We start from the raw sequence: 12,062 nt of genomic DNA on the forward strand, positions 1-12,062 counted from the left end.
TCCACATGGCAGCCTAAAGTCAAAAACGCCTATCAGTCGCCTCGCCCTGATCGAGGACAACCTGTTGAAGCTCCACACCTAGGTCACTATCGGGGGGCCTTAAACCTGAACAGCTCCATCGTCGCGGCTGCTGCGGAAGCAGGAGCTATCACTGGGACCCGTACTGGTGCTTGTCAGCCGCTGAGCCGCTACTTCGTCTTAGGAAGAGCATTGTCCTTGCCAAAAGCCGGCCAGTATTTCGAGATTGCCAGTGTGGCGCCGGCTGAAGAGAAATGACCATAGTCGAAATATAAAAACTCTCCTCTATCGAAATAGGCGCAGCGTCCTGCGCTGCACAGGAATTTCAGCGGATCGATGAATGTGGCGCCTTTGGTAAATGAGCGCACACGTTCGTTGACGTCGGGGTCCATCGCGATCGGCCAGGACGTATCGTCCAGATTTTGGCGCTTGGCGAAGAACGCAATTTTCCGGACGTCAGTTGGGAACTGCGGAGACTGGCCGATGACAAACACGCGCACGCCCAGGGCACGAAGCGTAGCGATTGTTTGCTGAAGACCGTCGAAACCTCTGACCTCATAGTCACTCCATCTACCGCTGAGGATAACCGTCTTGATGTCCGCTTCCAAGATGACGTCCAAGGCCTTGCGATTGAACCGGACACAATCAAGACGATCGTACGGGTAGTAATAGAGTATCGGCGCGCAGCTGGCGTACGTATATTCAACGATGTTCGCCTGCAATCGATTTATGTTAGCACCCAAGCCGGAAACATAGTGCGCGGCGAAGGAGTCGCCCCACAAAAAAACCGTTGTTGGAAAACCGCTGGTGCGCGTGCAATCCTCCATATTCCAGCTTTCGATCCGGCTGGTGCCCTCGTTGAAACAGATGCCATTCCTCCAGTCCCCGACGGAAATGCGCCGCTGGACATAGTCCGGAAACCGTTGCGGAAAGCCGTTGCCGAGCGCCCCCGCCGCTCCGCCGGCACAAAGGACAACGATCGCGAGCGCTGAAAAGGCGAAGATAGGCCCCGGGGAGGTGAAGGCCCTCTTCTGTCGAAACGGCTGCTCTACAAACTTCCAGGAGAATGCAGCCAATGCGAGGCTTGCCACCAACATCGCACCGGTCATCAACGGATCGAGTTTTTGGAACGAAAGATAGTGCGCGAACGCATTGAGAGGCCAGTGAACAAGATACAACGAATACGAGATGAGCCCAATCCAGACCAGCGGCCTGACTTCGAGCATGCGGGTGGCGACCGTCGAGGGGGTATTTTGGCCAACATAGATCAGAAGGGCCGTTCCGATGCATGGATACAAGGCGTTGTAGCCTGGGAACGGATCACTCGCCGAAATCGCGAAGAACCCGATGGCGAGAAGGCCAAATCCGGCCACCCCCACCGACTCCATCAGGAGTCGGTTGCCCAGCGGCGAGGGGCATTTGAGCATGAGCAGGGCGCCCAACATGAGTTCCCAGATTCGGGTCGGCAGCAGATAGAATCCGGCGGTGGGTGCCAGCGATGTCGCCATCACCGCCACTACGAAGCTGCAGAGAATTATCGGAAGAAGTGTCGTCAGCCAGCGCTTCCCGATGTAGCGATAGATTAGGAACATCAGGATTGGTGCGAAGATGTAGTACTGCTCCGCTACGGAAAGCGGCCAAGTGTGCAACAGTGGTAGAAGCGCGGCATCGATAGAGAAGTAACTTGACGTTTTCCAGAAGAAAACGTTCGACCAGAAGGTCGAGGTAGCTATGATGCTAAGACTGAATCCGCGCAGATCCGGTGGCAGAAGAATGAACAATGCCGCAATGCAGGTGAGAAGCATCACAAAGACGAGCGCCGGCAGAATGCGCCGGGCACGGCGCCAGTAGAAGTTGACGATGGAAAATTGGCCGCGTTCAAGGTCATCCAGGAGGCTTCCGCTGGTTAGGTAGCCGGAGATGACGAAGAAGATATCGACCCCGCTAAAGCCACCCGGGATCGCCGAAATTCCGAAATGAAAGAGTACGACCGGAAGTACAGCAACGGCCCTAAGGCCCTCGATATAGCGCCTATATTGCATCCAGCGGTTCCTTTTATTTTAGATCAGGACGCGATTGGAAGCTTTCAATCTCCGGTAGGAGTGCTGCCGAGATAAGGGCGGTATCAGCCACCTTTATCCGTCCCGAATGTTCTGTAAGTTGCAACTGGTACAGAAGCACGATCGCCATCGCCGGCCTTGACGGCCTGATTGTCGAGCAGATCGCGCGGATCGTTGACCATCACGGCCAGGTTATGTCCTGTCGAACAACCAAGCGGCTGTTTGAAGGATTCTTCATTGGGTAAGGCACCATATGAGGGACAGACCGGCGGACGGGCGTGATAGACAATCGCCTCAATTCGCACTGAGCCGGCGTCGTGTTGATCGCGCAATTGAATGTTGTCTTCTTCGATTGCCAACTGCCTGGCCTGATGGGCTACCCCTGCGCTGAGCTGGGGCGAACCGCTGATGAGGAGGTGGATGGCATCGAACCGGCCGCGACTGGCCTTGTCTAGGAAAACACGCAAACGCTGCCGTTCGGAAGCGCGCAGGCTTTGCAACGTCAGGACGGTGGTCTCCTCTCGGACAAGCATTGGTGCCGATGGTTCGACATCAACTGGCGTAGTGCTTGTGCAGCCACTTACGCTTGGTGCCAGAGCGACAAAGAGGATTATAAAACGCAACATCTTTGGATGACACTATTCGATGATGAAGCCGAGACCGCCCTGGGCGCTTGGCGCGCCCGCACGGATAGCAGCGCGGTCTCGCGGGGGACTTGTCACGGAATTCGTCGGAGCGCCCCCTCCGTTCAAAGCCGGTGCCGCCCGCTCGGTCGGTGCGCTCATCTGGTTTGGGTTGGAGCCTGGTCTTACAATGTAAGGCGTAACTAGAATGACCAGTTCTGACTCCTCTTTTTGAAACGAGGTCGAGCGAAAAAGCGGTCCCAGGATCGCCAGTTCTCCGAGCCAGGGAAAGGCCCTGACATCATTGTTGACGTTCCGCCTGATTAGACCGCCGATTGCGAAGCTCTGGCCGCTGGCGAGTTCGACGACCGTATCGGCTCGGCGCGTGGAAACTGCCGGCACGGAAATTCCGTTGATTTGCACGGCACCTTGCGTCGACAGTTCACTGACTTCGGGCGTTACGTGAATGTTGATTTGATTGTTGCTGAGAACTGTCGGCACAAATTCCAGACTGACGCCGAAGTGACGGAATTCAACCGATACCTGCCTGTTTTCCTGCAGGACAGGAATGGGAAATTCGCCGCCCGCGAGAAAGCTGGCCTTTTCACCCGACATAGCGGTGAGGTTCGGCTCAGCCAGGACGGAAGCTATATGCTCCTTGGCGAGCGCGTCGAGAACCGCGCTGACGTTGACGGCACCGTTGTCGAATCCGATTTCTGCTGTACCGCCACCCTGGGTTGAACCAGACCCAGCGCTTGCAGCGCTTCCGCTTAGAACGCCCACTTTGAAATTGCCGATTTGACCGAAGGCGGACAAGTTGACGCCGAGTGACTTCATGGCGCTGCGTGAGACTTCGGCTACGCGCACGCTGAGGTTAACTTGCAGGGATCCAGCGACCTTGATGTTGTTGACGACTTGCGCTCCGTCGCCCAGATATTGCTCAGTGACTCTTTTTGCGGTGTCGGCGACCTCTGCGTCGGGCGCCGTCCCGCTAAGGATTGCGCCGCGCGGCGTATAGTTGACGCGGATGGGATAGTCGCCGACCTGCTCCCGCAACATGGCGCGTAAATCCCCGATCGGTTGCGTGACAACGATACGCAATTCGGCGAGAGGCTCGCCATTGCCATCCAAGGCGAATAGGCTGGTCCGCCCCGATTTCTTGCCAAAGACGAAGATTGTTTTGCTCGATGGCGCCTGAAAATCCGCGATCGTGGGGTCAGCAACAAAGATGGTCGTGGCTGGCCCGGGCAGATGAACGGTCTCCCCGAGCGAAGAGGAAAGGGTCAGCGTGGCGTTGATGCTATTCGAAGCCGCATGCGGCGGGCCTTTGTCCTGCTTGTTTTGCGCCGCGACACCAAGTGGGAAAGTCACAATAAGCGCGCAGAGGAGATGGCCCAGGTAACGGGGCACTGCAGGTCTTGTAACCTTGTTGGCGATCGCCCGCCAATTGAGCGCAGCGCAAGGATGTTGAAGGATCAGCAAAATAGATCTTCTTTCGATTCGACAAACTATGCGGACGAGGCGTCAGTCAATTCTAGGATGTAACCAATGCCTCGGATGGTCTTGATCCGTGGCGTTGCACCTGATCTGGTCAGATGTCCCCGTAAACGATAAATTCCGACTTCAAGCGCGTTGGCAGACACGTCGTCGTTGAATGAATAGAGGTGATCTTCCAATTGCGCACGGGGCACGATGCGGCCTGCCCGGTTAAGCAGGTGCTCTAGAACACAGAGTTCGCGACGTGCGATCATCATTGGGTGCCCATCAACGAAAACCTGGCGGGCGACCGGATCAAAGTCGAGATTGCCAAATACGAGCCTCAGGTCGGTCATCTGTGTCGCCCGGCGCAGAATGGCTCTCATTCTGGCAATAAGCTCATCGGTAGAGATGGGTTTGAGCAGAAAGTCGTCCGCACCACCGTTGAAGATCGCAATTCGCTTATCGAGATCGTTAAGGCTGCTCATAATGACGGCAGGAACTGAATGCCCGTGGGTCCTCAACTGCCTCAGCCAACCCAAGCCATCGCCATCTGGCAGAGCCAATTCCAGCAGGAGAATTTCATAGCTGGCGCAAGAAAATGCACTCGAAGCCAGTTCCAGAGTACCAACGACATCAACGACGAAGCCGCCATCCCCGAGCGCAAGTCGCATGGCGCGCGCAAGATCCGCATGATGATCCACGAGCAGCGTTCGCATTTCATCTCCTCTCGAAGAGGGACGGCCCATCGAACGCGTCACCGGCGGCCATCTGATCGGAGCACACGGCGCGCAACTCGTCGCAGCTCTCGGAACTGGTCCGAGTCGGAGGGACATGCAAGTCGCTCGGTGGCAATAGGCGCGGGTGAGGACCAACTGACGGGCTCAAATACGCCGGTCGGCGAACCCACGAGGCCAGCAACCCGCGTGCGATTTCTCGTTGCATCATCTCTCCTACGTGCAGCCCCTGCGCTCGCAAGGCAGCGTCGCGGCTCAGAGCCCGATTCCCACAGAGGGTAGGGTTAGCTTTCGAGAAACTGATTGAACAAATCGATTATTTGGATCGAATGCATCCACGGTATGGATGCAGCGCACCATCTTCAACGACTGCGGCGTCCTGATGCACTGTTGTGTCTGTCGTGCTCTGCTTTTTTCGCTGTCCTTCAAGGCTGGCGAGCCTGGTGGAACCTGCGCGTCATTGGCTTGGTAGCTTGAATGCTCAACAACGGAGCGCCCTGCGCAAAGCCGCTCTCATTTCCAAAAAGCCTTGCAATCTGGTTGGAGCACTTCGCGCTCGACACCAAAATAGGCGAGGAAAACTGACGTCTGACAGGGATGTACATGCAACAGCCGATTTGCGGCACCAGCAAACGACCGCGTTCAGGCTGAAGATCGACGACCAACGGCTCCTCGATTTCCGCACTTTTACAAGCTCTTCCTGTGCGGGCGGATGCCGGCAAACAGCAGCACAGGGTCAGCGAAACCGGGAGCGGGCCTGCTTGATCGCCATGATCACATTGCCGCTGTCGCGCGTGCGGAGCGGAATGCAATCGGTCCAGCCGGCGGCAATCCGGTCAGCACCATCGTCTGCACGAAGCTCCCTGACGAAGACGTGCCCGAATGCGCTCAACAAAGCCGGGCGGCGGATCTTTCCAATCGCCGAAGGTGCGGGCTGGCACCGAGCGGCGAACTGCGAACTCATTCCTGCCCGGCGGCGCTGGCCGCCGCGAGCGTCGATGCGGACCCAGCCGCTCCGAATCCTCCCACAACACGATGAGCGCGTCGCGGACATCGCTGCCGTAACAGCGGCTGCGGCTCTTGCCCGCAGACGGCCTCTGCTCACGACGGTTCATAAGACGGATCGCGCGCTTGCGAATAATAGCCGGTTACCGCCTCGAACTCATCCAGAATGCGCCGCTTGTCAACGCCGCAATAAAGCTCCACGATCGCCGCTTCACCGTGTCGCCATGCTGAGCCGCGCCATCCTTCCCCCGAACCGGAATGGCACGACCTGTCCATCCCCTTTGGAACAGGACACTATTGGTAACATTTTGCTTGAGGCAATGCGGCTCGTTGCCTTCCTTTTCGCTGACCGGAAGGGTACCGGAAGTCGTCTATCGCATCTTACCCGCTGAAAGCGGCAACACCTCGACCTCAATCGCAGATCATAGGAAATAGACGATCGCGTCGGGGCCTCAGCATCGGTTCACCGGGTTTCCGTCATCGACTGAAGCGAATTGCCCCATCGACCGTCACCGGGTGGGCCGCGATACGTCGCCGTATATGATTAGCGAGCGCACGTAGCGGAGCCATAGCTCTCCACCCAGCCATGTTCCCCTAGTTGGAAAATGTCCGGCGGACCAGAGGTGCTGTCGTCAGCTTTTCCTGAATAGCGGCCAAGGCAATCCCTACCAGTCCATCACCACCTTGCCGGAACTGCCGCTCTTCATCGCATCGAAACCGATCTGAAAATCGTCGATGCCGATGCGGTGGGTGATCAGGCCGGAGACATCCAGCGGACCCTGCACAAGCGCGATCATCTTGTACCAGGTTTCGAACATCTCGCGGCCGTAGATGCCTTTGAGATGCAGCATCTTGAAGATGACCTTGTTCCAGTCGATCTCGAAGCCGGTCGGCGCGATGCCCAGAATGGCGATCTTGCCGCCATTGTTCATGGTGTCGATCATGTCGCGGAAAGCGGGGGCGGCGCCTGACATTTCGAGGCCGACGTCGAACCCCTCGGTCATGCCGAGCACCGGCATGACGTCGCGCAGCTTCTCCTTCGAGGCGTCGACGACATGCTGGACGCCGAGTTTCTTGGCTAGCGCCAGCCGCACCGGGTTGATGTCAGTGATGACCACTTTGCGCGCGCCGACGCATTGGGCGACGAGCGCGCCCATGATGCCGATCGGCCCGGCGCCAGTCACCAGCACGTCCTCGCCGACCAGATCGAAGGACAATGCGGTGTGGACGGCATTGCCCAAGGGATCGAAGATCGCGGCAATCTCATCGGGCACATCGTCGGGGATCGGCACGACATTGTGCTGCGGGATCGCCAGATACTCGCCGAAGGCGCCTGGACGGTTGACGCCGACGCCGAGCGTGTTGCGGCACAGATGCCCTCGCCCGGCGCGACAGTTGCGGCAATGGCCGCAGACGATGTGGCCTTCGCCCGATACACGCTGGCCGACCTTGTATTCGGTGACCGCTGCGCCGAAATCGGCAACGGTGCCGACGAATTCATGGCCCGTCACCATCGGCACCGGCACCGTCTTCTGCGCCCACTGGTCCCAATTGTAGATGTGCACGTCGGTGCCGCAGATCGCCGTCTTCTTGATCTTGATCAGCACGTCGTTGGGGCCGATTTCCGGCACCGGCACCTCTTCCATCCAGATGCCCGGTTCGGCCTTGGCCTTCACAAGCGCCTTCATCATGTTCGACATCAGGATTTCCCTATTCCGTGATTGCGCTTCTGGCGAGATAGCCTGCACAACGGGAAGGTAGGCCACTAACTCGTTTGAACGTCCGGAATGGTCAGCCCCGCCTGCTCAGCCTCGCGGCGCAAATTCTGACGGGGCCTGGGGCCGATCTGCTGGATCACCAATCCGGCTGCCAGTGAGCCAAGGTCGCCGCAAGTCTGCAGGTCGCGGCCTTGCGTGTAGCCATGCAGGAAGCCGGCGGCATAGAGATCGCCGGCGCCCGTCGTGTCGACCAGTTCCTTGATGGCGGTCGCCTTGATCACCACGGTCTCGTCGCCGCGCACGATCACCGAGCCTTTTTCCGAGCGGGTGACGGCGGCGATCCGGCAATCCTTGCGGATCTGGGCCAGCGCCTCGTCGAACGACGATGTCTGGTAGAGCGACTTGATCTCGTGGCTGTTGGCAAAGACGATGTCGACCGTGCCCGAGCGCACCAGGTCGAGGAATTCGTCGCGGTAGCGGTCGACGCAGAACGAATCCGACAGCGTCATCGACACTTCTCGGCCTGCCGCGTGCGCCAGCTTCGCCGTCTGGCGGATTGCCTCCTTGGCGCGCGGCGGGTCCCACAGATAGCCTTCGAAATAGGTGACCTTGGCGCCGGACGCCTTGTCGGCTTCGACATCCTCAGGGCCAAGCTCGACGCAGGCGCCGAGATAGGTGTTCATCGAGCGCTCGCCGTCGGGCGTGACGAAGATCATCGAGCGCGCCGTCGGCGGCTCACCCTTGAGCGGCGTGGTGCCGAAGGCGACGCCCTGCGCATGGATGTCGTGGGCGTAGATTTCGCCCAGCGCATCGTTGGAGACCTTGCCGAAGAAGGCCGCGCGGCCGCCAAAGCTGGCGACGCCGGCCGCCGTGTTGCCGGCGCTGCCGCCGGACGCTTCGATCGCCGGGCCCATGCGGCTGTAGAGCAGTTCGGCGCGTTGTGTGTCGATGAGGTTCATCGCGCCCTTGATGATGCCGTTGGTCTCGAGGAATTCCTCGTCGCACTGGGCGATGATGTCGACAATGGCATTGCCGATGCAAAGCACGTCATAATCCGGCATCAAAATCTCCGCCAAAACCCGAGCCGGCTTCTTGCCACGCCGGCCGGGCGTGGTCTCGCGAGTTGAAATGGGTTGCCGCATGCGCTTGATCCAGCCGCCCTCACGCAGCTGCCGGTCCGGCTTCACGCAGCAAATCGTCAGCTTTGTCCGTCTTCTCCCAAGTGAACTCAGGCTCTTCACGCCCGAAGTGTCCGTATGTCGCCGTCTTGCGGTATATCGGCCGTAAGAGATCAAGCATCTTGATGATGCCTTTCGGTCGGAGATTGAAAACCTCGAGAACAAGGCGCTCGATCCTTTTTTCCTCGATCCTTGCGGTTCCGAAGGTATTGACCATGACAGAAACCGGACTGGCCACGCCGATCGCGTAGGCAAGCTGAACCTCGCAGACCTCCGCAAGGCCGCTGGCAACGATGTTCTTCGCGACATACCGGGCGGCATAGGCCGCCGAGCGGTCAACCTTGGATGGGTCCTTGCCCGAAAAGGCACCGCCGCCGTGACGCCCGGTCCCACCGTAGGAATCGACGATGATCTTCCGTCCTGTGAGGCCGCAGTCGCCGGCAGGCCCACCGACCACGAACCGCCCTGTTGGGTTGACCAGAAATCTGATCCCCGAAGTATCCAGGTGGGCCGGCAGGACCGGTTTTATGATCTCCTCAATGACGCCTTCGCGGACCGTGGCTTGTGAGACCGCTTCGTCATGCTGCGTTGACAGGACTATGGTATCCAGCGCCACCGGGCGGAGCCCTTCGTAGCGTACCGACACTTGAGATTTCACGTCCGGACGCAGCCAGCCAAGCTGTCCCGCTTTCCGGACCTCGGCCTGTCTTTTCGTCAAATGGTGAGCGAGTTGGATCGGCAGGGGCATCAATGTATCCGTCTCGTTGCATGCGAATCCAAACATGATGCCCTGATCCCCTGCCCCTTGCCCGAGATCCTGCCCTCGTCCTTCATCAACGCCCTGGCTTATGTCGGGCGACTGCTCGGTGAGGGCCAGAACGACGGCGCAACGTCGACCATCAAAGCCAATCGCATCATCGTCGTAGCCAATATCGAGTATCGTATCGCGGGCGACTTGGCTGTAATCGATGTGGGCATGGCTGGTGATCTCGCCAGCCACAACGACCATCCCCGTCTTCACCAACACTTCACAGGCGACGCGCGCCTTCGGATCGGTGCGCAGGACCGCATCGAGAATGGCATCGGAGATGTTGTCTGCCATCTTATCGGGGTGTCCCGCGCCGACGGATTCGGAAGAGAACACGAACTGCCTGGTCATAAAAATGCCCTCGCTTCAAGTGCTGGAGTTAGTGAGGAGTTTCTGGATTGGGGTGGCTTATCGGTCGGGGATGCCGGGAACATCGAACGCAGTGCAGAAGTCGGCAACGTCTCTTCGTACGCTCGCATGAACTTCCTGGTCATCGGGCTGGCGGCAGACCGAGTCGATGAAAGCGGCGATCTGCACCATCTCCGTTTCGCGCATGCCCATGGACGTCACCGCTGGTGTCCCTAAGCGGATGCCGCTTGTCAGCGCCGGATGCCGCCGGTCGCCCGGGACCATATTGAAATTCGCAATGATGCCTGCACGCGATAAGCGCTCCGCATAGGCTTTGCCTGACAGCGACCGGTCCCGAAGATCAAGGATCAGCATGTGATTGTCAGTGCCCCCGGTGACGAGTTCATAACCTCGCTCCAGAAGTGCCTGGGCCAGAGCCTTGGCGTTGTGGACGATCTGCTGACCGTAGACACGAAAGGACGAGTTCGCTGCTTCCTGCAAAGCGACGGCAAGCGCGGCGATAGTATTCATATGCGGTCCGCCTTGCAGAAGAGGGAACACGGCGCGGTCTATACGTTTGGCCAGATTGTGTTTGCTCTTCGGATGATGGAGGGGCTGATAACGGTCTTCATTCCTTGATAAAATGAAGCCACCCCGGGGACCGCGGATCGACTTGTGAGAGGTGCTGGTGACCACATCGCAATGGGACACGGGGTTCGGATGCACTCCTGCGACAACCAGGCCGCAGATGTGGGCGATGTCAGCCACCAGATACGAGTTCACCTCCGAAGCAATTTCGGCCATTGCCGCGTAGTCAAAAATACGCGGATAAGCAGTTCCGCCGACCCAAATTAGCTTCGGGCGTTCCCGCTTGGCGGTCTCGCGCAAGTGGTCATAGTCAATTTGCTGTGTCTTTTCGTGCAGCCTGTACGGGACGCGCTGATAATCGCTGCCGGAAAAATTGACGGACCAACCGTGAGTCAGATGGCCGCCTTCGGGTAAAGGCAAGCCCATGACTTTGTCACGGGGGCTCAAAAGCGCGCGATAGACAGCCTGGTTGGCTGGCGAGCCTGAATAAGGCTGGACGTTGGCATGTTCACTGCCAAATAGCGCTTTCAGGCGCTCGATCGCGAGGGTCTCAAGCTCATCGACGATCTCGTTTCCGGCGTAGTAGCGCGCACCGGGGTATCCCTCGGCATACTTGTTGGTGAAAATCGACCCGGTCGCTTCCAACACCGCCGAGGAGGCAAAGTTCTCGGAGGCGATCAGTTTGAGAGTTGTCCGCTCCTGACGCTCCTGTCTTAGAAGCAGTTCGTGAACGCGGGAGTCGACGGCGGCTAAGTGAGGCCGCCCGTAAGTGTCGGGCTGCGCGATGGCGCCGCCGGCGGAGTTATCCATGGTAGTCGCGCTCCATTTGGACTGATCTATTTCACGATCAAGCAGGCGGTCCCTTCAACCGCGCGTCTTGTATTGCTTCCAGGCGTTGTAGGTCTCTTTTATGATGGCCATCATCGTGGGGCAGGAGATCGACCACCAATTGAGCCAGCTCGCCATCCTTGCCTCCTGCTTGCATATGGTACGAAGACTGCGGACGTTGTTCGTTGCAGCAAAGAAAGTTGGCTCTGACCAGCCGCCGAACGTGGCGTCGAACCTGCTCGCGAGGCAGACCGGTAATATCGGCCAGCTCGCCGACGGTTAGATCCGCATGCGCGCAAAGGCCCAGGATTCGAAGGCGATCAAGATGCGCTGCCGTCCTTAGGCGATTTACCAGTGTCAACATTGGTTAGCATCAACCCGGACGGGATGCAGCAAGCCGCTAGCCCTTCTATCCCCATCAATCCGCATGAGACCTCTCTCGTCATTTGCTGTAAATCCGCTGGTATGGATGCTAATGGAAGATAGATCACAGTCCTTTCTACGACTAAGACGCCAGATATTGGGGCTAATGTACCACCTGACAGGAGACTACACTCACGAACATTATGTGAATTTTTTTTAACGTTGCTGAGAATCAAGGGGGAGGTTTGGCGAATGTCTCGCCGTCGACTGTCGAATCCTGCCCGACGGGATTATAGGGTGCGTAGCCTGCTT

General features: G+C 58.4%; 9 protein-coding genes and 1 pseudogene. All 10 read right to left on the reverse strand.

Annotated elements, in window-relative coordinates:
- Nucleotides 1-188: 188 nt before the first annotated feature.
- The 10 genes and pseudogenes from P9272_RS32260 to P9272_RS32305 all read right to left on the reverse strand — a co-directional run bounded on the left by P9272_RS32260 (nucleotide 189) and on the right by P9272_RS32305 (nucleotide 11,751).
- Complete coding sequence (locus P9272_RS32260) at nucleotides 189-2,060, reverse strand: acyltransferase family protein (protein ID WP_063169260.1); 1,872 nt, start codon at nucleotides 2,058-2,060, stop codon at nucleotides 189-191.
- A gap of 83 nt (nucleotides 2,061-2,143) precedes the next feature.
- Nucleotides 2,144-2,704 (reverse strand): CpaD family pilus assembly lipoprotein, encoded by a 561-nt coding sequence (locus P9272_RS32265; RefSeq protein ID WP_063169261.1) that lies wholly within the window; start codon nucleotides 2,702-2,704, stop codon nucleotides 2,144-2,146.
- A 12-nt stretch (nucleotides 2,705-2,716) separates the two neighbouring features.
- Nucleotides 2,717-4,138: a type II and III secretion system protein family protein gene (locus P9272_RS32270; protein WP_063170365.1), complete on the reverse strand. Its 1,422-nt coding sequence runs from the start codon at nucleotides 4,136-4,138 to the stop codon at nucleotides 2,717-2,719.
- Nucleotides 4,139-4,209: 71 nt separating this feature from the next.
- The gene (locus tag P9272_RS32275; protein WP_063169262.1) at nucleotides 4,210-4,896 is read right to left on the reverse strand and encodes a response regulator transcription factor; all 687 of its coding nucleotides are present in this window, start codon (nucleotides 4,894-4,896) and stop codon (nucleotides 4,210-4,212) included.
- 805 nt (nucleotides 4,897-5,701) lie between these two features.
- A pseudogene (locus tag P9272_RS32280) lies at nucleotides 5,702-5,870 on the reverse strand (transposase); the annotation flags it as partial.
- A 714-nt stretch (nucleotides 5,871-6,584) separates the two neighbouring features.
- Nucleotides 6,585-7,619: an L-threonine 3-dehydrogenase gene (gene tdh / locus P9272_RS32285; protein WP_063169264.1), complete on the reverse strand. Its 1,035-nt coding sequence runs from the start codon at nucleotides 7,617-7,619 to the stop codon at nucleotides 6,585-6,587.
- Nucleotides 7,620-7,684: 65 nt separating this feature from the next.
- Nucleotides 7,685-8,698 (reverse strand): adenosine kinase, encoded by a 1,014-nt coding sequence (locus P9272_RS32290; protein WP_063170366.1) that lies wholly within the window; start codon nucleotides 8,696-8,698, stop codon nucleotides 7,685-7,687.
- A 100-nt stretch (nucleotides 8,699-8,798) separates the two neighbouring features.
- Complete coding sequence (gene metK, locus P9272_RS32295; protein WP_063169265.1) at nucleotides 8,799-9,974, reverse strand: methionine adenosyltransferase; 1,176 nt, start codon at nucleotides 9,972-9,974, stop codon at nucleotides 8,799-8,801.
- Between the two features lie 57 nt (nucleotides 9,975-10,031).
- Nucleotides 10,032-11,369 (reverse strand): serine hydroxymethyltransferase, encoded by a 1,338-nt coding sequence (glyA, locus tag P9272_RS32300; RefSeq protein ID WP_063169266.1) that lies wholly within the window; start codon nucleotides 11,367-11,369, stop codon nucleotides 10,032-10,034.
- Nucleotides 11,370-11,406: 37 nt separating this feature from the next.
- On the reverse strand, nucleotides 11,407-11,751 hold the full coding sequence (locus tag P9272_RS32305) for a helix-turn-helix domain-containing protein (RefSeq protein WP_082826567.1): 345 nt from the start codon (nucleotides 11,749-11,751) through the stop codon (nucleotides 11,407-11,409).
- Between the last annotated feature and the right edge of the window lie 311 nt (nucleotides 11,752-12,062).

Origin of the sequence: Mesorhizobium sp. WSM4976, from assembly GCF_029625685.1 — a bacterium.
Lineage (GTDB): Bacteria > Pseudomonadota > Alphaproteobacteria > Rhizobiales > Rhizobiaceae > Mesorhizobium.